The 22,633-nt window shown below is 38.7% G+C and carries 28 protein-coding genes, 2 pseudogenes and 1 riboswitch; of the genes and pseudogenes, 17 read left to right on the top strand and 13 right to left on the bottom strand.

Annotated features, from left to right (window positions below; translation table 11 throughout):
• Positions 1-171 precede the first annotated feature (171 nt).
• From BN997_RS07015 to BN997_RS07010, 3 genes are all read right to left on the bottom strand, one after another.
• A complete protein-coding gene (locus BN997_RS07015) occupies positions 172-492 on the bottom strand; it encodes an antibiotic biosynthesis monooxygenase (protein WP_042530884.1) in 321 nt (106 codons plus the stop codon).
• 40 nt (positions 493-532) lie between these two features.
• The gene (locus BN997_RS23675; protein WP_276325296.1) at positions 533-658 is read right to left on the bottom strand and encodes a hypothetical protein; all 126 of its coding nucleotides are present in this window, start codon (positions 656-658) and stop codon (positions 533-535) included.
• A gap of 92 nt (positions 659-750) precedes the next feature.
• Complete coding sequence (locus BN997_RS07010) at positions 751-1,320, bottom strand: helix-turn-helix domain-containing protein (RefSeq protein WP_042530882.1); 570 nt, start codon at positions 1,318-1,320, stop codon at positions 751-753.
• A gap of 512 nt (positions 1,321-1,832) precedes the next feature.
• On the opposite strand from BN997_RS07010, the gene BN997_RS07005 reads away from it, so the two are divergent.
• The 5 genes from BN997_RS07005 to BN997_RS06985 all read left to right on the top strand — a co-directional run bounded on the left by BN997_RS07005 (position 1,833) and on the right by BN997_RS06985 (position 6,490).
• The gene (locus tag BN997_RS07005; RefSeq protein ID WP_042530880.1) at positions 1,833-2,060 is read left to right on the top strand and encodes a hypothetical protein; all 228 of its coding nucleotides are present in this window, start codon (positions 1,833-1,835) and stop codon (positions 2,058-2,060) included.
• A gap of 61 nt (positions 2,061-2,121) precedes the next feature.
• Positions 2,122-4,719 carry a bifunctional acetaldehyde-CoA/alcohol dehydrogenase gene (adhE, locus tag BN997_RS07000; protein ID WP_042530878.1) on the top strand — a complete coding sequence of 866 codons (2,598 nt, stop codon included), beginning with the start codon at positions 2,122-2,124 and terminating at the stop codon, positions 4,717-4,719.
• Positions 4,720-4,863: 144 nt separating this feature from the next.
• Positions 4,864-5,418: a helix-turn-helix domain-containing protein gene (locus BN997_RS06995; RefSeq protein WP_042530876.1), complete on the top strand. Its 555-nt coding sequence runs from the start codon at positions 4,864-4,866 to the stop codon at positions 5,416-5,418.
• Positions 5,419-5,453: 35 nt separating this feature from the next.
• Positions 5,454-6,164 (top strand): AzlC family ABC transporter permease, encoded by a 711-nt coding sequence (locus tag BN997_RS06990; protein WP_042530874.1) that lies wholly within the window; start codon positions 5,454-5,456, stop codon positions 6,162-6,164.
• On the top strand, positions 6,164-6,490 hold the full coding sequence (locus BN997_RS06985) for a branched-chain amino acid transporter permease (protein ID WP_139089184.1): 327 nt from the start codon (positions 6,164-6,166) through the stop codon (positions 6,488-6,490). The genes BN997_RS06990 and BN997_RS06985 overlap by 1 nt, the downstream gene beginning before the upstream one ends.
• Positions 6,491-6,627: 137 nt before the next feature.
• Here BN997_RS06985 and hxlB read toward each other — a convergent pair whose 3' ends face one another.
• On the bottom strand, positions 6,628-7,185 hold the full coding sequence (hxlB, locus tag BN997_RS06980) for a 6-phospho-3-hexuloisomerase (protein WP_042530870.1): 558 nt from the start codon (positions 7,183-7,185) through the stop codon (positions 6,628-6,630).
• A gap of 7 nt (positions 7,186-7,192) precedes the next feature.
• Positions 7,193-7,825, bottom strand: a complete 633-nt coding sequence (gene hxlA, locus BN997_RS06975) for a 3-hexulose-6-phosphate synthase (protein ID WP_042530868.1) — start codon at positions 7,823-7,825, stop codon at positions 7,193-7,195.
• A gap of 201 nt (positions 7,826-8,026) precedes the next feature.
• Here hxlA and BN997_RS06970 point away from each other — a divergent pair, with 201 nt between their 5' ends.
• The 4 genes from BN997_RS06970 to BN997_RS06955 all read left to right on the top strand — a co-directional run bounded on the left by BN997_RS06970 (position 8,027) and on the right by BN997_RS06955 (position 11,104).
• Complete coding sequence (locus BN997_RS06970) at positions 8,027-8,386, top strand: transcriptional activator HxlR (protein WP_042530866.1); 360 nt, start codon at positions 8,027-8,029, stop codon at positions 8,384-8,386.
• A gap of 277 nt (positions 8,387-8,663) precedes the next feature.
• Positions 8,664-10,016 (top strand): MFS transporter, encoded by a 1,353-nt coding sequence (locus tag BN997_RS06965; RefSeq protein WP_042530864.1) that lies wholly within the window; start codon positions 8,664-8,666, stop codon positions 10,014-10,016.
• A gap of 263 nt (positions 10,017-10,279) precedes the next feature.
• Positions 10,280-10,376, top strand: a riboswitch (guanidine-I (ykkC/yxkD leader).
• Between the two features lie 72 nt (positions 10,377-10,448).
• Positions 10,449-10,790 carry a DMT family transporter gene (locus BN997_RS06960; protein ID WP_042530862.1) on the top strand — a complete coding sequence of 114 codons (342 nt, stop codon included), beginning with the start codon at positions 10,449-10,451 and terminating at the stop codon, positions 10,788-10,790.
• Positions 10,790-11,104, top strand: coding sequence for a DMT family transporter (locus BN997_RS06955; RefSeq protein ID WP_042530860.1), 315 nt, complete (start codon positions 10,790-10,792; stop codon positions 11,102-11,104). The genes BN997_RS06960 and BN997_RS06955 overlap by 1 nt, the downstream gene beginning before the upstream one ends.
• A gap of 150 nt (positions 11,105-11,254) precedes the next feature.
• Here BN997_RS06955 and BN997_RS23815 read toward each other — a convergent pair whose 3' ends face one another.
• Complete coding sequence (locus tag BN997_RS23815) at positions 11,255-11,452, bottom strand: MFS transporter (protein ID WP_139089039.1); 198 nt, start codon at positions 11,450-11,452, stop codon at positions 11,255-11,257.
• Positions 11,416-12,420 carry an MFS transporter gene (locus tag BN997_RS06950; RefSeq protein ID WP_139089037.1) on the bottom strand — a complete coding sequence of 335 codons (1,005 nt, stop codon included), beginning with the start codon at positions 12,418-12,420 and terminating at the stop codon, positions 11,416-11,418. Before BN997_RS06950 ends, BN997_RS23815 begins: the two co-directional genes overlap by 37 nt.
• Before the next feature lie 855 nt (positions 12,421-13,275).
• Between BN997_RS06950 and BN997_RS06945 the strand changes: the two genes are divergently transcribed.
• Positions 13,276-13,845, top strand: a complete 570-nt coding sequence (locus BN997_RS06945; protein ID WP_374705740.1) for a biotin transporter BioY — start codon at positions 13,276-13,278, stop codon at positions 13,843-13,845.
• A 259-nt stretch (positions 13,846-14,104) separates the two neighbouring features.
• Here the strand turns inward: BN997_RS06945 and BN997_RS22150 are convergent, their stop codons facing one another.
• From BN997_RS22150 to BN997_RS23450, 6 genes and pseudogenes are all read right to left on the bottom strand, one after another.
• Positions 14,105-14,440: an alpha/beta fold hydrolase gene (locus BN997_RS22150; RefSeq protein ID WP_052484940.1), complete on the bottom strand. Its 336-nt coding sequence runs from the start codon at positions 14,438-14,440 to the stop codon at positions 14,105-14,107.
• Between the two features lie 215 nt (positions 14,441-14,655).
• Complete coding sequence (locus BN997_RS22145) at positions 14,656-14,859, bottom strand: alpha/beta fold hydrolase (protein ID WP_052484939.1); 204 nt, start codon at positions 14,857-14,859, stop codon at positions 14,656-14,658.
• A 170-nt stretch (positions 14,860-15,029) separates the two neighbouring features.
• Positions 15,030-15,425 (bottom strand): annotated as a pseudogene (locus tag BN997_RS06935) (hypothetical protein); the annotation flags it as partial.
• Positions 15,422-17,098 carry a ThiF family adenylyltransferase gene (locus BN997_RS06930; protein WP_338112901.1) on the bottom strand — a complete coding sequence of 559 codons (1,677 nt, stop codon included), beginning with the start codon at positions 17,096-17,098 and terminating at the stop codon, positions 15,422-15,424. The pseudogene BN997_RS06935 and the gene BN997_RS06930, both read right to left, overlap by 4 nt.
• A gap of 59 nt (positions 17,099-17,157) precedes the next feature.
• Positions 17,158-17,484, bottom strand: a complete 327-nt coding sequence (locus tag BN997_RS23455) for a hypothetical protein (RefSeq protein ID WP_052484938.1) — start codon at positions 17,482-17,484, stop codon at positions 17,158-17,160.
• A gap of 48 nt (positions 17,485-17,532) precedes the next feature.
• A complete protein-coding gene (locus BN997_RS23450) occupies positions 17,533-18,183 on the bottom strand; it encodes a nucleotidyltransferase domain-containing protein (protein ID WP_276325310.1) in 651 nt (216 codons plus the stop codon).
• An 809-nt stretch (positions 18,184-18,992) separates the two neighbouring features.
• Between BN997_RS23450 and BN997_RS06920 the strand changes: the two genes are divergently transcribed.
• From BN997_RS06920 to BN997_RS06890, 7 genes and pseudogenes are all read left to right on the top strand, one after another.
• On the top strand, positions 18,993-19,196 hold the full coding sequence (locus tag BN997_RS06920; protein ID WP_042530854.1) for a hypothetical protein: 204 nt from the start codon (positions 18,993-18,995) through the stop codon (positions 19,194-19,196).
• Positions 19,197-19,540: 344 nt separating this feature from the next.
• Positions 19,541-19,807, top strand: a complete 267-nt coding sequence (locus BN997_RS06915; RefSeq protein ID WP_042530852.1) for a hypothetical protein — start codon at positions 19,541-19,543, stop codon at positions 19,805-19,807.
• Positions 19,804-20,172 (top strand): spore coat protein, encoded by a 369-nt coding sequence (locus BN997_RS06910; protein ID WP_042530850.1) that lies wholly within the window; start codon positions 19,804-19,806, stop codon positions 20,170-20,172. The genes BN997_RS06915 and BN997_RS06910 overlap by 4 nt, the downstream gene beginning before the upstream one ends.
• Before the next feature lie 18 nt (positions 20,173-20,190).
• Positions 20,191-21,327, top strand: a complete 1,137-nt coding sequence (locus BN997_RS06905) for a zinc-dependent alcohol dehydrogenase (protein ID WP_042530848.1) — start codon at positions 20,191-20,193, stop codon at positions 21,325-21,327.
• Between the two features lie 60 nt (positions 21,328-21,387).
• Positions 21,388-21,582, top strand: a complete 195-nt coding sequence (locus BN997_RS06900) for a hypothetical protein (RefSeq protein ID WP_042530846.1) — start codon at positions 21,388-21,390, stop codon at positions 21,580-21,582.
• 17 nt (positions 21,583-21,599) lie between these two features.
• A complete protein-coding gene (locus BN997_RS06895; RefSeq protein WP_042530844.1) occupies positions 21,600-21,899 on the top strand; it encodes a spore coat protein in 300 nt (99 codons plus the stop codon).
• A 167-nt stretch (positions 21,900-22,066) separates the two neighbouring features.
• Positions 22,067-22,595 (top strand): annotated as a pseudogene (locus BN997_RS06890) (glutathione-dependent formaldehyde dehydrogenase); the annotation flags it as partial.
• Positions 22,596-22,633: the final 38 nt, after the last annotated feature.

The following is a 22,633-nucleotide window of genomic DNA, read 5'->3' as shown; positions in this document are numbered from 1 at the left end:
GTGGTACTTTAACTTTATCAGAAGGTATCCTTTTTTTGTACATTTATTTCATTTTTTTTATCCAATTAAAAAAGTGACTTCCTACTTGCCTTAGTAGAAAGTCACTTTTTCTGTTTTTACTGGGTTTTGTCCCAGCCTCTTTTCATGTATTATGAAGCAATGCTATTGAAATTATGCTGGGTGATGCTGGACAAATATTTCAAATGTAGATATTTCCGAACCAAGAATCGGATTGTCTTCTTTTTCTTGTTTGTCCTGTGATCCATGGGCTTTTCTAGTTTCTCTGCTTTCTCTCCAAACTTCAAAGGAAGCATGATCTTCCCATGTTGTGCAGACCTGCAGCTCATCATATTCCTCTGTGTTCTCTTTTATCAGTACCTCCATGAATACAAATCCATTAAAGGTATGCACCGATTTAGCCTTGCTGAATAATGCTGCGACTTCATTTACTTTTCCTTTTTTGACGCGTAATGTATTTACAACTTTAATCATCGTTCACAGCCTCCTTTGGTTTGGATAATCATCCTTATATCTATTCTAATACCGCTCCTGCTTGTTTTCCACCCATTTCCGCATGCTGAATGAGCAGGATGCCATGCGGACCTCTTACATGAAGCGCACTTTGCTGACTTTCAACAATATCATGAACAAATGTCATTTGTATACCGTTCATTCTGGCTATACATTAAACTGATGAAAAAACTTAGCAGCTCTGAAACAGCTGCTACTTGATTTATCACGGAAATATTTTCATAAAAATAACTTAACAGATAGATAAAGCAGCAAGAAATAGGCAATGCAAAATATAGATATCGATATACTATGTTTAGGGCGATGATACTTATATTCCGCATCCATGTTTTCTCCGTCACTTTCAATATAATTTAGAATTTGCTCATATGTTTTTAAGTTATGGTTATGAATGATACTTTTTTTATACTTTTCTGTTCGATAACCTGCATAAAGGCCAGCTCCTGCAAAAGGAAGCAGCACAAGAAAACCATACATATCGAAATAACGGAAACTGGGGATGATCAACAAAGCCAGCGCACCAAAAGAAATGAGCATTATTGTACTCCATTGATTAAACCGCATTAAATGAATCTCATTTTTCATTTCTTTGACATCTCCTTTCACCAAATGATCAATTGTTACATCAAAAAGAATACTCATTCGCAACAGCATTTCAATATCCGGGTAATTATTCCCCCTTTCCCAATTTGACACCGAATTACGACTTACGTAGACTTTTTCAGCTAAATCTTCTTGAGTTAACCCATCTCGCTTCCTGTAGTATTGAATTTGTTTGCCTATTTCCATGAAACGGTACCTCCTGTATGTAAATTAACAAGTCTCCTTGGTTCTCACCGCCAAAACAATGGTGCATTCAACACAAATCGTGAAATTTCCCATGCCAAAATCGTTGTGCATGGGTTTTATTTATATCATTATGCAGTAAAAATCACATCTAAGAATATTTCCGGGGAAATAATGTCGAAAAAAGTCACATGTATTAGTTTAACGGATGGTAAGACTCCATATGCAAATGGATATACCGCATCATTCTACCATATTCAAAATAAAAAGAAATATATCATTTCCCAAAGCACAATAGAACAAAGTATGGCGATTTATGGAAGTAACAGCTGCGAGATGATATAAAACCCCCTCCTTTAAAACAGAAATCCTAACATAAAACACCTCTCATCACGCAACCTGACAAGGTTAAAGTGAGTTTGTGAAAAATTACACAAATATGTAACAGGTTTTTTTATCACAAATACGCCGAAAAATGCTATGCTTAAATCAGAAAAAACAAAGGGGTGATAAAAATGATTCTAAATGAATGGAAAGAGTTTAACACGGATGCTGAATCGTACTCACAAGAAATCTTTGAACAGCATATCGGCGACACTTTTGAAGCGATGTGTCTGGAAGAAGGTCATGACATACCAAATTATATTTGGACGAAGCATTATACCGTCGTTATCAAACCGAATACATGTCTCATTAAAGATATAGCTTTTGTCAAAGTCCCCCGTCACCCGTCAACAATGTAGTTTTATTTTTTTGGAATATCATGCTCAATGTTTCACAAACTAATATAAAGGAGCTTTTAACATGATTACAAAAGAGCAGATGAAACAGGAAGTAACCGTTGAGGAAAGTATTGATAAGCTGGTCCAGAACGCTCAGACAGCATTAACCGAAATGCGGCAGTTAAATCAGGAGCAAATCGATAACATTGTAAAGGAAATGGCGCTTGCAGGATTAGATCAGCACATGGAGCTCGCAAAATTAGCTGTCGAGGAAACCGGCCGCGGCGTCTATGAGGATAAGATCATCAAAAATATCTTCGCCACCGAATATGTCTATCATAATATCAAGTATGATAAAACGATTGGTGTCATCAGCAAAGATGAGCAGGAGGGCATGATTGAAATAGCTGAACCAATTGGTGTGATAGCCGGTGTAACGCCTGTAACGAACCCGACTTCTACCACCTTATTTAAATCTATTATATCTATTAAAACAGGAAACCCGATCATCTTTGCCTTTCATCCATCTGCCCAAAAATGCAGCTCGGAAGCGGCAAGAGTTGTCCATGAAGCAGCTGTTAAAGCCGGGGCGCCAAGAAATTGTATTCAGTGGATTGAAAAGCCGTCTATTAAAGCAACGCAGGCACTCATGAAGCATAACGGCGTCGCAACCATTCTGGCAACTGGAGGACCGGGAATGGTGAAATCGGCATACAGCTCCGGAAAACCGGCATTAGGCGTAGGAGCCGGCAATGTTCCCTGCTATATCGAAAAGTCAGTCAATGTGAAACGTGCAGTTAATGATGTCATTCTATCTAAATCCTTTGATAACGGCATGATTTGTGCCTCTGAACAAGCAATCATCGTCGATAAAGAAATCTATGAGCAGGTAAAACAGGAAATGATAGATAACAACGTATATTTCTTAAACAAAGAGGAAAAAGCAAAGGTAGAAAAGCTGGTCATTAATGCGGACACCTGTGCCGTGAACCCTGTTATTGTTGGGATGAAAGCATCGAAAATTGCTGAGATGGCTGGTATTCAAGTTCCTCAGGATACGAAAATACTTGTTGCTGAATTAACCGGTGTGGGAGCCGAGCATCCGCTTTCCCGCGAGAAGCTGAGCCCCGTCTTAGCTGCTTATAAAGTAAACAGCACGGAAGAAGGGCTGCAGCGCGCGGAGGAAATGCTGGAATTTGGAGGACTGGGACATTCTGCCGTGCTTCATTCCGATAATCAGGAGATACAGGATGCTTTCGGTAAAAGGATGAAGGCAGGACGAATCATCTTAAACTCCCCATCTTCTCACGGAGCGATTGGCGATATCTATAATGCTTATATGCCATCACTGACACTTGGCTGTGGCTCATACGGCGGCAACTCTGTTTCCTCCAATGTAGGGGCAATGCATTTAATGAACATTAAAAAAATGGCGAGAAGGAATGTAAATATGCAATGGTTCAAGGTACCTCCTAAAATCTATTTCGAAAAAAATGCGGTTCAATATCTAGCGAAAATGCCAAATATATCTAAAGCCTTTATTGTTACTGATCCGATGATGGTGGAATTAGGCTATGTTGACAAGGTGCTCTATTACCTGCGCAGACGCCCGGATTATGTTCACTGTGAAATCTTCTCTGATGTAGAAGCAGACCCGTCAAAGGATACCGTCATGCGCGGCGCAGCAGCAATCGATGCCTTTCAGCCAGATGTCATTATTGCACTTGGAGGCGGGTCAGCAATGGATGCAGCTAAAGGAATGTGGCTGTTCCATGAACATCCAGACACAGAATTTAATGGCTTAAAACAAAAGTTTATGGATATTCGTAAGCGTGTCTATCAATATCCGAAGCTGGGTCAGCAGGCACAGTTTGTCGCGATTCCGACTACATCCGGAACAGGCTCTGAGGTGACTTCCTTCTCAGTAATTACCGATAAAGAGACCAATACAAAATATCCGTTGGCAGATTATGAATTAACACCGGATGTAGCGATTATTGACCCGCAATTTGTTATGACAGTGCCGAAAACCGTTACAGCAGATACCGGAATGGACGTATTGACCCATGCGATTGAAGCTTATGTTTCAAATATGGCTAATGACTATACGGACGGACTGGCAATCAAAGCGATTCAGCTGGTGTTTGAATACCTGCCTCAAGCGTACCATGATGGCAGTAACGCTTTAGCAAGAGAAAAAATGCATAATGCTTCTACGATAGCCGGTATGGCATTCGCCAATGCGTTCTTAGGCATCAACCACAGCCTGGCCCATAAATTAGGAGCCCAATTCCATATTGCACATGGCCGCGCCAATGCTATTCTCTTGCCGCACGTGATTCGATATAATGCCAAGAAACCGACAAAATTCGTTTCATTCCCTAAATATGAGCATTTTATCGCTGACAAACGCTATGCAGAGATTGCACGTGTATTAGGGCTGCCAGCAGCAACAACAGAACAGGGAGTAGAAAGTCTTGTGCAGGCCATCTACCAATTAGCAGAAGAATTAAATATTCCGATGAGCATCGCGGAAAACGGTGTCGATGCCAAAGAATTTGAAGCGCAGGCAGATGACCTTGCCGACCGTGCCTTCGAGGATCAATGTACCACAGCGAATCCTAAATTGCCGCTTGTAACGGAATTGGCTGAGGTTTACCGCCAGGCGTATAAGGGATAGTTCATAGCAATAGATAAAGCATAAGAACGGTATAGCGAATAGAGCTATGCCGTTTTTTTGTATGTTATAACATCTAAAAGTATGTTATATTATTAGATAATGATTTTCTAAATAAAACAGAAGAATTTATGAAGGAGGAAGGCGATGAAGGAAATCACAGAGTATATCAGTAAAAACCTGCAAACCATCCGCAAAGAACGTGGCTTAAGTTTAGATAAAACGGCAAAACTCACTGAAGTAAGTAAAGCCATGCTTGCACAAATCGAGCGCGGAGACTCTGCCCCAACAGTAACCACACTCTGGAAAATTGCCAATGGTCTGAAAGTATCCTTCTCATCCCTGATCAGTCAACAGACAAATCCGATTAGAGTGATAAAAAAACAAGACAGATATTTGGTTACCGAAGCAGAAAACCATTATAGAGTCCATGCAGCTGTACCTTTTTCCCCGGAAAAGCAATTTGAAGTTTTTATGGTTGAGCTGGACCCTGAAAATGAACATAAATCATCTCCTCACAATCCAGGTGTGGAAGAGCACGTATTTGTACAAGAGGGTCAATTAGAAATGGATATTGACGGTACTGTCGAAAAAATTGAAGAAGGAGAAGCAATTATTTTTGACGGGAATCAAATCCATATCTACAGAAATATCGGTGACAAGATACTTCACCTTCTTGTTTTAATCTATTATGCAAAATAAATAGTTTCCATTGTTTGAAAGCGAGTGAATGAAATATGTCTTTAAACGATCATCTATCCACATTGAAATATGCCTTTCCAAAAACGTTGCCGATACTGGCAGGATTTACTTTTTTAGGCATTGCTTATGGCGTTTACATGCATTCTTTAGGGTTTCCGCCAATCTATGCCATTCTAATGAGTGTTCTTATTTTCGCCGGTTCCATGGAATTTGTAGCTGGGAGCCTGCTATTGGGAGCATTTAACCCATTCAGTGCATTTTTATTAACGCTAATGATTAATGCCAGACACCTTTTCTATGGTATCTCTATGTTAGATAAATTCAAAGGAACCGGCAAGAAAAAAATGTATCTCATCTATGGGATGTGCGACGAATCCTTTGTTATTAACAATACCGCCCGCACACCTTCTGACATAAATAGCGGATGGTTTATGTTCTATGTCACCTTATTAAATCAAATCTACTGGGTCAGCGGTGCCACTGTCGGCAGTTTATTCAGTTCGCTGATTACCTTTAATACGGATGGTCTGGAATTCGTGATGACGGCACTGTTCGTGGTTATCTTTTTAGACCAGTGGATGAAAGAGCGTAACCATATCAGCTCCCTCATCGGGATAGCCGCTTCCGTTTTATGTTTAATTCTATTTGGCACAGAAAACTTTATTATTCCTGCCATGCTTATCATCTTGATTTTTCTGAGCCTCATTAAAAAATTCATTACGAAAAATGAGGTGATTTCATCATGATGTCGATAACCCAGCAAATCATTATGATTGCTTGTGTGGTTGCAGGCACCTTGTTAACGAGATTCCTGCCGTTTATGATTTTTAAAGCAGATAAGCCTACGCCAAAATATATTAAATACTTAGGATACGTCTTACCGCCAGCTGTATTTGGATTATTAGTTGTTTATTCCTTAAAAGATGTGCAGGTTACATCATTAGAAGGCTTCCTGCCAGAGCTTCTGGCAATTGGGTTAATTATCGGCCTGCACTATTGGAAGCGGAGCATGCTGCTGTCTATTGCGGGCGGGACCATATTTTATATGGTTTTGGTACAGGTTGTTTTTTGATGTGAGAAAACGAGGGTTAAGTAGACATACCTTCTGCTTGATTATATTCGCATTTTAATTACTTAATAGAGGATAGGCAGTAAGCACGCATCACAAATAGCGTTTCACTGCATATCCTCTATTATTTTGGTTCTACTTTATTCAAGATTAGCATGCTTACCATACATCTTATGTGAATCCAAACCTTTTTTCTCCATACAGCACAGAATCAAGGCATCATAAAATAATAAGGACGTTTGTTCAAAAAGAGATCCCATCGGCTGAATCGTCTTATAACCGCCTTCAGACTGATCCTTTGTTACCCCTGGTAATTCAATCGTAATATCAGCTAACTCACCAATAGTGGATTGAGGAGAAATGGTTACAGCCGCAACAATTCCTCCAAGACTTTTTGCTTTCTCAGCAATAGCTCCTAATGTTTTCGTTTCCCCTGAGCCTGATCCGATGATTAATAAATCATCCTTCTCTAAATTAGCCGTTACCGTCTCCCCCACGGCATAAGCTTCCAGACCCATATGCATCATTCGCATGACAAGGGATTTCGCCATGAATCCAGATCTTCCTGCACCAGCCACAAAAACCTTCTTGGATGCTAATATCTGATTCACTAACTTCTCTGTTTCTGAATCAGATATAAGTTCTGCTGTTTGACTTAGTTCTTGAACAATGTTGGTTAAATATTGGGTTGTTTTCATCTTTACATTACCCTTGCAACATTAATTCTTTCATTTCGCTTGCAGCAGCTTTTTTATCTTCTTTACTCGTAATTCCTCCGCCTACAATAATTAAATCAGGCTGATGCTTCACGACTTCAGCAAGTGTTTCTAATTTGATTCCGCCTGCAATCGCTGTTTTCGCATTCTTGACAACGCTCTTGATGGTATGCAGATCTTCAAAAGAATTTTGCCCTACAGCTTGCAGATCATATCCTGTATGAACGCAAATATAATCTGCACCGAGTTCATCCAGCTCTTTTGCACGAGTTTCGATATCTTTTACAGCAATCATATCCACCAGGATTTGTTTGCCTTGCTTTTTCGCTTCTTCTACAGCGCCTTTTATGGACTCATCCTCCGCAGCGCCAAGAATGGTGATAATATCCGCACCTGCAGCAGAAGCTTGGCTTACCTCGTATCCAGCCGCATCCATAATTTTCAAGTCTGCTAATACCGTTAAGTCAGGAAAAGCAGTCTTTACTTCCTTCACCGCTTTTAGTCCTTCATTAATCACGACAGGTGTTCCAATCTCTACCACATCGACATGCTCTTCTACCTCTTTTATTAAATCAATTGCTCCTTGAATATCGACAAGATCTAGCGCTAATTGTAATTTCATTATTTTCGCTCCCTCATTTTTTAAATTTATTGTGCTAAATGGTTTTTAGAAGGCAAGCTCGCATTACCGCTTCAAACCCTATTTACGCATCAGCATGTCATCAAGTATACTGAGTATATCCGGAAATGAGAAGTACGCACTTTTACCGCATATAGTGCTAAAAAGTATACTATTGGATGAAATAAAGCGGAGGTGAAGGAAATGCCGAATTTAGGAGAGAGAACTTTTAATTGTGAAAAGGAATTAACACTTGCGGTCATTGGCGGGAAGTGGAAAATGTTGATTTTGTGGCATCTGGGCAAGGAAGGGACAAAACGTTTTGGTGAATTAAAGGCACTGATGCCCGGTATTACCCAAAGAATGCTTGTTAATCAATTACGCGAGCTGGAAGACCATTTAATCGTTCACCGTGAAGTATATCCTGTTGTTCCGCCCAAAGTAGAGTATTCTCTTACAAAGCATGGCGAAAAGCTGTTGCCGATTTTAGATGCAATGTATGAATGGGGCAAGGATTATATTGAGAATGTGTTAGAAAAAGAGGATCAGACCGCTATGAAATAGATACATTCTTGTTGACATGCTATGTGGTAATTATTTTTTATCACGCTTCATTTACAACAAATGTATGACCAAGCCTTGAACAGCGATAATCGTTCAAGGCTTTTTATGCGCTTCATTATTTTAGCCCTTTTGCAATAAACTTGAAAAAAGACTAAAATAATCAAATAGGCACTTAACCAATCCATGACAATACACATTGGTTCGACAAATTTGTTTAACTGCCCTTTCTTCGGCAGAAAATACGACTGTAATTTACATATATAAGGTGATGCATACAATGACAGAAACGATTCGTAAACCATGGTTGTTCATTTTAACGATTGGACTTGGAACACTGCTCAATCCGTTAAACTCATCGATGATTTCAGTGGCATTAACACGATTACAGAATGAATTTACATTAACCTTCGCGGATGCTTCCTGGCTGATTTCTATCTTTTACCTCGCAAGCGCAGCGGGGCAGCCTGTCATGGGCAAATTGAGTGATATGTTTGGTCCGAAAAAGCTGTTTATGGCAGGGCTCATTATCGTAGCAGCTGCATCGATATTAGCTTCCTTTTCACCAAACTACCCGTTTTTATTGGGTTGCCGTGCCTTGCAGGCGATTGGGAGTTCGACTTTATTCCCCAGTGGCATGAGTATGGTACGGACACATATTACAAAAGGGCAAGGGAAAGCATTGGCTGTATTATCGATCTTTGCTTCCACATCTGCTGCTTTCGGTCCTTCTATTGGCGGATTTTTAGTCGCTTCTTGGGATTGGCATTCCATTTTCCTGATTAATTTTCCGTTTATTATTTTATCCTTTTTACTGGCTCTTTTTATTTTACCGAATACAAGACAAGGAGAATTTGAAGCAAAACGGATTGATTTCAGCGGTATCCTTCTTTTTATTATCGCGATTGTAGGATTAATTCTGTTCTTGCTTTCGCTGGATCAGAATATTCGCTGGTGGGCATTGTTGCTCTTTTTATCTGCTGCTGTCAGCTTTTACTTTTTCGAGCTTAAGCAGGAAGAACCCTTTATTGATGTCAAAGGGTTAACGAAAAATCGCTATGTTTCTTTTATTTACTTACAATTCATGAGTATTAACCTGATACATTATTGTTTCTTTTTTGGGTTTCCAACTTATCTGCAGCAGGTTCGTGAATACAGCGAGCAGCATACCGGTGTGATTATGTTGTCCCTGGCAGGATTCGGTGTCATTGTTTCGCCCTTAGCCGGCCGTCTGATTGATAAATACGGTTCTAAACTGCCGATGGTCATCGGTGCTTTCTTGCTTTTAGGCGGTACCGGTCTGCTATTAACATATAATGATGGCTCTCCTTTGATCTGGCTGGTTATTATTATGGCTGTCCTTGGCATGAGTAACGGATTTAATAATATCTCTGCACAAACAGCACTTTATGAACATGTGGACCCAGAGGATACGGGATCCGCTTCCGGATTATTTCAAACCAGCCGCTATTTGGGGTCAATTTTATCCTCCAGCCTCCTTGGTTTAACATTTAATCGTCATTTAGATACAGAGCACCTGCATCTCGTTGCAATGGTTTGTTTTGTCTTTTGTATAGTTGTTGTGGCTCTGGCGTTTAAGCTTCCGGGGAAATTGCGGGGTAAAGACGCATAGGAAAAACAGCAATCCTCTATTTTAAAATAATGGAGGATTGCTGTTTTTAACCTTATCTGCTTCATTCACAGCGAATGTCCAGGCTTCTTTCTTTAATCATTCTGCTTAGGAAGTAATTGATAAAAATAGTAATATGCCAATTTTAAATGCACTTCCTCTGATATCTTTTGATTTCTTTTCCTTGTTTTTTGGTGACACTACGAACGTTACGAGACTTGAATAAACCTGCACTTTGTGTATAATGGAAATTAACTTCATTATATGAGAATGTTTTCTAGGGTTCCGCAATACAAATTGGTCTGGTCCGAGAGAAAACTCACAGCCTGAGCTGTGCCACGGAAGGATAAAAGCCTGGGAGAGACTGTTTATACAGTTATCTCTCAGGTTTTTTTGTTTTTTATTGGAAAGAATAAACGCGGAGGTGTTATCTACATGAATATGGTGTGGTTACAAGTAATTATCGCAGCAGTTATTGAAGTTTTTTGGGTAATCGGGCTAAAGCATGCCGATGATTTTTGGACTTGGACAGGAACAATTATCGCGATCATTCTTAGTTTCTATTTAATGATCATGGCTGGGAAGAAGCTTCCTGTTGGAACGGTTTATGCTGTTTTTGTCGGACTGGGAACAGCAGGAACAACGTTTGCAGATATTGCTTTCTTCGGCGAGCCGTTTCAGTTTATAAAGATTCTTTTGATCGCCATTTTATTAGCCGGTGTCATTGGTTTGAAGTTAGTAACGAAAGACAAAGAGACAGAAGGAGCTGAATCGTAATGGCCTGGACTTCATTAATTATCGCTGGATTATTCGAAGTAGTTGGTGTAACGATGATAAACAAGCTGCATAAAGATCGTAATTGGCAGGCATTGGTCTTGCTCGTTCTTGGTTTTGGAGCCAGCTTCTTTTTCCTTTCGTACGCTATGGAAACATTGCCTATGGGGACTGCTTATGCGGTATGGACTGGTATCGGCGCCTCTGGCGGGGCAATAGCAGGAATGCTTTTTTATAATGAACCAAAGGAATGGAAGCGAATGGTGTGTATCGCCATGGTTTTAGGAGCGGCTGTCGGGTTAAAATTATTTTCGTAATGCATCTCTAAAAAATAATTTTCACTGCTTATATCAATTTATTGGTTATTAAATCTATATTCAAACTTAAATAATGCAGCCTCACTGCTTGCTCAAATATCAAAGAAGGAAGTAGTGAGGCTTTCGTTTTATCAACAAATTTAAAGCCAATTAAATTTGTTGATACAGCTCCCTTTTTTGATTAACTTCCTGTCTTCTAAAGTGAATAAAAGAAATTGAACAAGCCAGAAAGCATGTCCCCGCTAAAAAAATAAATGCATGCTTCATGGATAAATGCTCATAAATACTCCCGCTAATTATTGGAAAAATTGTCATTCCCAGCGCATAGACAGCTTGAAAGAAGCCCATTGCAGTAGAACGCTTTTGGTCAGGAGCGAGAACAAAATTCCAGTACCTAATCCCGGTATCAGTTGTAAAAGGCAAACAAGCAAGATAGAATTTGTCTGGGGAACCAGTACACAGTAAATGCCGAGGAAGAGAAAGCTGAAACAAATCCATAACTTCATAGACATCATTGCCAGGAATTTAGTCGAAGCCAATCTGGCAAAAACGACTGCTGACAGCATATAAATAATAGACGACATACCAATAACTAGATTGGAGCCGCCCAGCTCCTGAACAATCTGGTTTGTAAAGGACATGGTGGTAGACATTTGCACACCCTGCTGCACTAATGCCAAGAAGGAAAAAAGAACTAAGCTTTTATTTGCAGTCACCTTTATTAATTCCCTGAAGGAAACGTTATTTGTGTGATGAGATGGTTTGGTTGACTGAAGAAAGAAAGCGAGTACAAAACCAATCAGTCCTGCAGCTAAACTGAAGGCACAAATCATCATCATGCCGACTTTATCATAGAGAAGCGTGCTGGTTACAAAACCAAGCAGCATGCCGGCATTGTTAGCCATAATAATTCTGCTGGTGGCGCGTATCTGATCCTTTGGGTTAAAAAAGCTCATATAAAGAATCATAAAAGAAATCCAGGTGGCGCTTGCAGTTCCTGATAAAATATTCCCAAGGAAAAAACCAATATCATCCGGCAGTAAAATCCTGCTTAGCGAGGCGCCGCCCGCAAATAAAGATCCAAGTATGATAAACAGCTTGTGATTGCTGCTAATATCAGCCAAAATACCTACTGGCAGCCGGAGCATAAGCTGTGAAATGCCATATGCACCAATAATCATACCTACCAGATTACTAGAAATATTTACCATAATTAAGTAGGTCGTTTGATAGGGAATGTAAACATATTGCGCGAACCAGAAACAGACAACAACCCATAAAATTAACGATGCCTGCTTTTTTTGTGCATTATTCATCTTTTCATTACTCCTTCTATTTTCCAGTGAAATGTTGGGGAATTCAAGGTTTACGCAGCATATAATCAGGCCTTTTTCTCCTGTTTTTTTAGCGGTTTCCCGATTCGTTTCCCCTGCATTTCTAACTGCTTTAAAACAAAGATTTTTCAGTACAATCCCTATTTTCAAAGTTCTAATGCAGTATCATCTAAGATTAAAATTTGCACAAGCATCATTTATTTCTTCATTTTTTCCAGAAAAAAGATTTAAAAATCGCTTGCATCGAAAATGAAAGCGTGTTAGTATATTTGCAAAGCTTCATACTGGAATACATTTGACGTGTTACTGATAATGCAGGCAAGATCAAGTGTACACTTTAATAATCATGGGAAAGCTGTGTTTTCCCCTTGAGATTATTTGTGTGCGTTTGGTCTTTTTTTTGTGTCAATATGTGTTCTTCATTTTATAGGGGAAATGATATTATACATATACAATATGTACCACTCTTTTACTATTGGTTTATAAAATATTTGATTATTTTCTGCCTGTGTTGCTCAACAATCGCGCCCGATTGCTGCATAAATCAAATAAAGGTTCCTAAGCTGGCGCGACCATTAATTGAATTATAATAACGTACCAAGAAAGAAACAGTTGAATAACTTTGATGAAGTATCATATCAAGGTGGTGGAACTTCAACTTCTGTATTTTTTTCATTATCACGAACAATGCATATTGAAACTTAAATTTGAAATAAGTGCTACTTCTTTTTAATGATCGATATGTAGAACGTAATATTGTAAACCATTTAATTATATCGGTTGACAATCATCCCCCTTTCGATTAAAATAATTTTTAATCGAAAGGGGACGTTTACATTGAATCGACAAGGTAATAAACTGAGAATTATGCTTAAGATCGCTATATTTGCCGCTATAACTGCAATACTTGCACAGGTGGAAATTCCGCTTCCGCTTATTCCAATCAGTGGCCAGACACTGGCAGTAGGGATTGCAGCAACTATCCTTGGAAGCCGTCAGGGATCATTGGCAATGGTGCTCTATATGGCGATTGGAGCGGTCGGCCTTCCCGTATTCGCTGGATTCAGCGGGGGACCACAGGTGCTTGTAGGCCCTTCAGGTGGATATATTTTTGGGTTTATAGCCGCAGCGTACGTTACTGGTCTCATTTTGGAAAAAACAAGGTTTACAATCCCAATGGCTGTCATCGCAAATATTATGGGAATGTTTGTAACACTGGTTTTTGGTACTATTCAATTGAAACTTGTACTGGATCTTGGATGGAGTGCCTCCTTGGCTGCCGGAGTATACCCGTTTCTTGCTGTAGGATTCATTAAGGCATTTCTAGCCAGCTGGATTGGCATTGTTGTCAGAAGACGTCTGATACAAGCAAAACTGCTTGGAGATATGCCAAAAGAAGTTGCATAAGTTATAACACTAATTGAATAAAATAGAAACACCATAAAAGTGTCACTTTGACCGATAATTTGCACTTATTTAAAGCGTTATTTGCATAATCCGGTTATAAAGCTCAGCTACCATTACATAAAAAGTTTAGCTGGGCTTCTTCCATAAAAGGTTTCACTATACTGTCGTAAAAAAAGGTCATGTTCTTCAACAATCTAGCCCTATTGCGGCACATATTTACTCGGTTATAGCGCCGTTTAATTAAATAATTAAAACTATACTAACTAGCGTTAAACCTTATTGCATCATTAGGAATCTTTTCTTTTTTAATCCAATCTTCTATTAATTCATTGAAATATGTGGGATTATATAGGGGTACATGTCCTACACCAGATATTACAACTCCCAAGCAATTTTCATTTCTTTCTAATATATCTGCCATTGATTTCTTAATAATTGAATTTTCCTTTTTCCCTATTAGAACTAAAATTCTACTGCGAGCTGTTTCAAATCCTTCTGGTATTGAAAACGACATATTTTCAAACATTACCCTAAAAAAATGTTTCTTTTGTAATCGCCAATGTTTCTTAGTAATAATCGTTAAAGTACCGATCATTCAAGTACATATATTTTGCTTGCATTCGCGAAAACATTTTATTTCTAGCTAACGGAAGGCTCCATGTTGCTACTCTTGCAGTGATTCTAGGAAGCGTAAGTGGCTTTGTTGAAGCACTTATAATGATAGCTTTGTCAATAAGATTACTGTTTTCACTTAACATTAAAATTAAAACTTGAGCACCTAATGAAAAGCCTATTACAGTTACCTGTTGATCAGCCTTCAATAATTGTTGAAATTTTGTCAGCAATATCTTTAATAGAGAAATTGTAACCACCACTACTCTTTCCATGTCCCGGAAGATTGGGCACCAAGCATTTATAATCATTAAAATATTTTACTTGCTTAAGCCACATCCAGCCACTTACACCGCCACCATGTAAAAAAACAAGTAAAGGTTTATCCGCATCTCCATACAAATCAAAATGTATTGTCTCTCTTCTATCCCTCCTCTAACTAATTATTATATATTATCTTAATCTTCAGTTATGTGGCGCTATTATGGCACATATTTATTCGGTTACCGCGCCCGTTTGTTTAAGGACATCATTATTGTATTAAAAGATACTTCCCTTTAACTTTAAAAGTTTTAGTTAGAATTTAAATAATTCAAGACAATATTCACTTGTTCCTCAACTGAATAATCCCCTTCAATCCTTAATATTGGACAAGATAAGTCTGCCATCCAGTGTTCTTGTAATGTTTTACTTCTAACTTCCATACCCGCATTATCGTATAAGGAAGCCCACTCTAAAAAAACTTTTGATTGGTCGTATTTACTGCCACCAGCTAATATTTCATTTCCATACCTCTGAAATTCCCTTTGCTGTAATCTCTGAAGCCTTATATTTTGAGGGATCCACAAGAATATAACCAGGTCAAAATAGGGTTTAAATTCGTCACCCCAGCCACATACTGCTCCAGACAAAATCCATTTTTCATATAATGATAAATCTTTTTTAAGCACTTTTATTCTTTCAGTCACTTGTCTTTGTTCGACGAATATCTATGTGAAGTGGCAAAACCTTCACTTTTCAATTGACTATCGTCACCTTTCCAGGAAAGTAGCGGGTTATCCTGTAGTTTCCCAGTAAGTAACTTTAGTGAATTCTCTACGACTAACATAGCCGTTTTTTCACTATCAAGGAAACTATACGGTACATAAATAGAACCGCATCCAGTGAGGTCTTTTGAAAAATCTTGATTTGGTTTTGTAAATGAAGAACGATTATGGATTGTTTTACCTTCCATTGGTTTAAATAGACATTGATAACAGCCTTTCTTTTCATTATTCAATGTAATTAAAGAATGCCCTCCTATTCCTAAAGGCTCGTTCCAAGCATATATTGTTGGAGGTGGTTGCTTCATAGAATGCATTTTTTCATTTATGTCCATTTCTTGATTGGCTAAGCCAATTGCTATTACTAATAGATCGTAATCTTTCCAATTTATTGAGCCTTCCTCCCACAACTCGACAAAACTTTTTGGTAAGGAAGTCACTTGAATAAAAGGATATTTTCTTCTTATCTCTTTCTCAAGGGCTAATACCTTCGGAACATTTATCAGCTGATTATCTTCGTTTCTTGCATAGACACTATCATTGCCTAATGCGTGTCTATACACATTGTCCATTTCTAAAATGTCGTTATCTATAACTGTAATATGCTGAACACCTGATTTAGCAAATCTTGTAGCTATTTCGCTCCCAACCGAGCCCACACCAACAATAGCTACGTGTTTATCTGCCACTTCTGTATTTCCACCAGTTCGATTCAGCAAGTAATTTGGATGCCATCTTTCGACCATAAGGGGAATTAAGTTTACATTTTTGGGCTTTTGAACCAAAGGATGTAGATAGTCGATACCAGTTCCAGGCATAACATACGCGAATAGCGCTGTGTTCTCGTTTGAGATTGGAAGCCCAAAAATAATAAATTCCAATTTTTTAGTGGAGTTGCCTTTCCTTCTAATAATCCTCTGAAATTTTTGTTTGGATTTTTTAGTTATGTGCTTTGAAAAAATATTTTTAACGAATGAATAATCCCATTCTTCTTCAGCTGCTGGTGGGAGTATAGAAGTACCGTGCTTTAGAGGGATGTAAATACACCTGAACTTCTCTTCCTGATATATATCAATATGGAATAAAGTATTCATAATGACTTCTGTGTTCTTAATGTTTTTTTCACTTGCAACTATCGTAAAGTTACTTTCAGATGTCTCACACCAAAGATTGATTTCTCGAACGTTATAATTATCCGTATCAATTGCACCATAAATTTTCCCTTTAACGATATGGCACCAATAGGCTTCAAATTCCAATTGGAAATCTTCGTGGTTCTCTCCACTTATTCCCTTTGCAATCAATTCAATTACATTTTCAAGGCAGTTAAGCAAGAGAGAGACGGGATATCTCTTATCTATAACAATAGCCTCTGATCTGGTAAAACAAATAAAACCATCTTTTTCTTTATGCGGTATCCTCCCAAAGGAATCATTCAAATCAAAAAACAGAGGGAGGCTTCCTGGATAATTGTCTTTAAATCCGACAAAGATCGTAGCAGGCTCACCATTCATAATGATGACTAGTTCAGCCAAATATTTACACCCTCTGTATACATCGCTGTTTACATTAGTTATTTTAACTACTTCTTTGATCATACTTTGTTCGTGTAATTCCAACTCGCTTTTTAAGTTATAAGGATTAAAAGTCAATTTCATCACTTCTTTGCAGATTCAGAGCTTGGAATAACAGCCTTCTGGGTAGCGCGCTTTCCTGTTGTTGGCCTAGGTGGAACAGGGAAGTCTTTTCCAAACTGCTTTTGTAGTATTTCCGCAGCGTCAGTTGGGTCTTCTTTGCTTCTTGCTTCCTCAAGACTTTCTAACAATCTTTCCAACTTCTGTTTAAAAGTGTTCATTTGTTTATTGCTCATTTTTTCGAACAAATCTGAGTATGGTTCAACTGGAAGTTCTACCTTTAACCTGTAAAAAGTGTTTAACTCGCCATTTTCATCTCGCTCAACTTCTGAACTAAATCCATTAATCATTTGTCGGATCAAGGCGATTAGTGCGTCAAGGTCTTTATATGTTCTATCTCAACTAAATGGATCTACATCTTTTTCAACTGCAAACCAATTATAAGCGCAAGAGGTCAAGGCAATTCCTGTCGGACGACCATTACCTTTTATTAATTTTTCATCTTTCCATCTCTTCAAGTACCGAATGATGCGTCGGAATTGTTTTCTATCCTCTGAATCAGATAAATGATCTCGAATTTCCTTTATCAAATCTTTTGGATTGGATTCTTCCCAACACTTATCTTCCCCATTGCTTGTTGGTTTTCCTTTAGCTAAATAAACTTTTCCATCAGCATTGTCGGCTGCGTAGACTGTTATATCTACGTGGTATCCCGCAGCATACGCAACTGTAATACAGGGGTTCTTCATTTTTACATCTTTTGTATGGCCCTCAACTGCATTCAAGATCCACTGCTTAGCTTGTACAGGTTTAATATCCTCTTTGGAAATATCGAAGTAAAGTCCCACATCTATATCATAATCATTGTCTAACGGCTTGATTCCAGTATGCATTGCATATGAACCTTGAGTAAATATAGTGAAGCTTTTTGAAGTTTCCTTGGGTAGATTGTTTTTAATCGTATTAATTATGATATCTCTTTTTTCTTTTAATACCTCGTTCTCTTCTAACAAACGTATGTTGTCGTGAAATTTATTAAACTGTTTTATACAGCACCATACCTTTTCTCCCCTTTAAAAAACTGAAGTTTATTTTAAGTATTATTTAATCCTAAGGTTTGGAAACATACACTACTTTCAGAATATTATTGACGCACTACTACAACAAACAATTCCTTGTTAGTCATCCGAGCTTTATATACGTCAATACTAAAGATCTATTGTACTATATACTATTAGCATTGTTAACAGGATCGTTTAAGCGAAAAGATAAATTGAGATATGAAAGACCCATTTGAAAGTTGATATTGATAAAGTTGTCTTGAATGAGAAATAGTTATAGTACCAGCCGGAGTAGGACAAGGTTATAATAAGTATTTTTTCTATAAAAGATTTAATACAGTCCATTGTTGTACTGCCCGAAGTTCATTTTATGAAATAGTTCTATTAACAGATTCTCTGTTTTTATAAAAGGAGGTACTTTAAAAGAAAGAAGACTGTAGTTTAGAATAACGGGTTCAGTTTAAGGAGAGAAAAGTAAATCGCAGACAAAATAAAACACCAATTAACACACTTATTCGTAGTAAATTGGCAAGTGAGTCAACACCATAAATTACAAACAAAAACACTCAGAATTAATCTGAGCGTTTTTCAACTTATTTCACTATCGGCTTTCTGACTAAAATGCCTGTTACCAGAACAATTTTATTACACAATCGCGCCCGTTAGTTTAAGTACATTTGTTCACAAACTTTAAGTTTTTAAGACCTGCCTGTTTTCTTTCTCTAAGTTACTTTTTGGAGTATAGTTTAACTGCCGTTACAAATAATACCCCTATAACAAATTAGGGGGTTAATAAAATGGAAGAAGCACTCACTAGTAATAATGCTATGAGCACAAGCAATAACGGAATGAGTACATCTAATAAGATAAACCTTTCAGGTCTTGGTGTTGGAGCAATTGTACTAACCACTGTTTATACGGCAATTTTGGCTTCACAGTTAATGGCTACAAAGCATAAAGTCGATTACCTTTATTATAAAGAATTAACACAAAATAAATAGCTAACCCTCCTAACGAACCGGGGGTCTGGCCCCTTTTTCCGAGAAAGTGAAAGTGTTCTGGGAGTTGTTGATCGATTTATTTGGATAAATGCACGCGGGGACGGGATTCCGTCCCCTTTTAATGTGCTAGCGGGGCAACCAGTGTGTCCCTCCATCTCTTATTTATACAAAACGTATACTATCCTTCTTAATGTGAATATTAAAGGGGTATCTTTAGGTATCTTAAACAAGTGGCCTCCTTCTATATGACACATTACCTAAAAGAAAGTTGCCGCTGAAGACTAGGTACCCGTAAATCCCTAAGAAAAACACTCTAAAAACTAAGAAAAAGGAGGTCTGTTTCATTGGATAAGTATCAATTGGCTCCACACGAATCTTTGGACCTGCATGAAGCGATCAATTTGAAAACTTTATGTGTAGCAAAGTCAAAATTGATGCAGGGTCTTGTTTTGGACCAGGACCTGAGAGAATTGATGGAAAAAGATGTGCAGCAATCCATGTTGGATCTTGCTGAATTACAGCAGATCTATAAACACGCACCATTTGAAGCCCCGGTTCCCCAGAGCCGCCCGACACCAATTATCGATGATAAGGAGGGTAACGTACATTGAACCAAGATTATTTAGATCCTATTAATGCACTGAATATGCCGGAACTCGCTGATATGACATTTGCAATGGATTTTCTCATTCGTGCAAAAGAGGGTGTTAGAAATACGGCTGTTGCTTTAACGGAAACCACCACACCCGAATTAAGAGCAGCTCTTCGTAAACAGCTTTTTCAAGGCATCGCCATGCACCAGGAAATCACAGAGTTGATGGTCCAGAAAAAATGGTTCCATCCTCATGACCTGAGTGAACAGTATCAATTAGATCAGCTCTCTGCGAAGAATACAAACATGATTGCAAATATGAACCTGTTCCCTGTTGACTCTAACAGAAAAGGAATGTTTGACCGGACACCGGATGACCAATAACACTGGAGGTGAATCAGTATGAAAGCAGTAACCTATCAAGGCGTCAAGAATGTCGAAGTGAAAGAAGTTCCAGATCCAAAGATTGAAAAGCCGGATGACATGATAGTCAAAATCACAAGTACCGCCATCTGCGGATCTGACCTCCACTTGATCCATGGAATGATCCCGAACATGCAGGAAGACTATATCATTGGACATGAACCAATGGGTATTGTTGAAGAAGTAGGTCCTGAAGTGAGAAATCTCAAAAAAGGCGACCGCGTCATCATCCCGTTCAATATTGCATGCGGGGAATGTATTTATTGTAAAAATCAACTGGAAAGCCAATGCGATAATTCCAATGACAATGGTGATATGGGAGCCTATTTCGGTTATTCAGGTACTACCGGCGGTTTTGCTGGCGGGCAGGCTGAGTATCTAAGAGTTCCTTATGCCAATTTCACCCACTTTAAAATTCCTGAATCATGCGAGGAACCGGATGAGAAATTAAGCTGTATTGCTGATGCGATGTCCACCGGCTTTTGGAGCGTTGACAATGCAGGAGTTAAAAACGGAGATACGGTCATTGTCCTTGGCTGCGGCCCGGTTGGATTATTCGCCCAGAAATTTGCCTGGATGAAGGGTGCTAAACGGGTAATAGCAGTAGATTATGTCAAGTACCGTTTGGATCATGCCAAACGCACAAACAAAGTGGAAATCGTCAATTTTGAAGACCATGAAAACGTTGGCAGCTACCTTAAGGAAATTACCAAAGGAGGCGCTGATATTGTCATTGATGCGGTTGGGATGGATGGAAAAATGACGGATATGGAATTTTTGGCTAGCGGCCTTAAGCTACAAGGTGGAGCCATGAGTGCCCTGGTCATAGCATCCCAGGCTGTACGAAAAGCAGGAACGATTCAGATCACAGGTGTATACGGCGGCCGATATAACGGCTTCCCGCTAGGAGATATCATGCAGCGAAACGTCAATATCCGGTCGGGACAAGCCCCAATGATTCACCTTATGCCACATATGTATGATTTGGCTACATCCGGCAATATTGACCTTGGTGATGTCGTTACCCATGTTCTGCCACTGAGCGAAGCCAAGCGTGGTTATGAAATTTTTGATACTAAGACAGATAATTGCATTAAAGTCGTACTGAAACCATAATCAAAGCTTTCTGGCGGGAGTTTAGAATGAACTCCCGTCAAATCAAAGGAGGTTGAAGAAATGGATTATGTATTACATGAAGTTTTGGAAGTCCAGGAAATGGCTGCCTTTAAGTCAAACTGTTTGACTAAGTCCAAAACCATGAAAGCCCTTGTTGCAGATGAGAAACTCAAGAGAATCATGGAGAATGATGTGCAAATATCTACACGTCAACTCAAGGAATTCTCTGCTATTCTTTCCAAAGCAAAACAATAATGAGGAGTTGAAAAAGGATGAACTTTATTGCTGAAAATTTAACAGGCATGAAGGCACTTACAGATCAAGTAGTTGCAACAGACCTTCTGATTGCAGCCAAAAGCGGCGTTCGAAATTATGCGATGGCCATAACTGAAACAGGTTCCCCTGAAATCAAAGAAGTTCTGACAAAGCATCTTGAAGAAGCCCTTGACCTGCACGAACAAATCTCTAGTTTTATGGTGGAACGGGGCTGGTATCATGCCTTTGATACGAACGAACAGCTTGATCTCAACCTGCAGAATATCGACACTGCTTTAAAACTGCCGACACTATAAAAACCAAGGAGCAGGTTTGATCGATCATCAACTGTTCCTTGGTTTTAGTTAATCTTCATTACGCAAAACTAGCTTGTTATAAAAAGTGAAACTATTGGCTGTTTGAAGAGAAATCGGGCTGGTTTCCCAGTGGTTGTCCTTTACTACTCAATAATGGGGTCATAACAGCAAAACGTGTGATAGCGGTGGACTACTTGGATTACCGGGCCACTCATGCGAAAAAGATGAACAATGTTGGGGTATTTAAGTTCACAAAATACCCCGATATGGGCGAACATTTAAAAGAAATTACTCATGGCGGTGCAGACGTAGTCATCGATTGTGTCGGTATGGATGGAAAAAATCACCTTTGGAATTTCTCGAACAGAAGTTAAAGCTACAGGGTGGAACGCTTGGACCTATTCAAATTTCTACAAAAGCTGTCCGAAAGTATGGGACAGTACGAATGACTGGTGTTTACGGGGGCAACTATAATGTGTTTCCATTAGGTGCATTTTGGGTTAGAAATATCAATCTCAAAATGGGCCAAGCACCGTCATTCACTTTATGCCTGAACTATTTGAAAAAATAACGAATAACGAGTTTGACCCAAGAGAGATCATCACACATAAAATGTCCCTTAAAGAAGCAAGTCATGGTTATCAAATTTTTAATAATCGTGAGGACGATTGTATAAAAGTCATTTTGAAACCGTAAATTTCCCTTTCCGACATAAAAATGAACGAAAAAGACTT

This window comes from Oceanobacillus oncorhynchi (assembly GCF_000821065.1).
Classification (GTDB): domain Bacteria; phylum Bacillota; class Bacilli; order Bacillales; family Amphibacillaceae; genus Oceanobacillus; species Oceanobacillus oncorhynchi.
The sequence above is the reverse complement of the archived record's forward strand: the minus strand, read 5'-3'. Positions and strand labels throughout refer to the sequence as shown.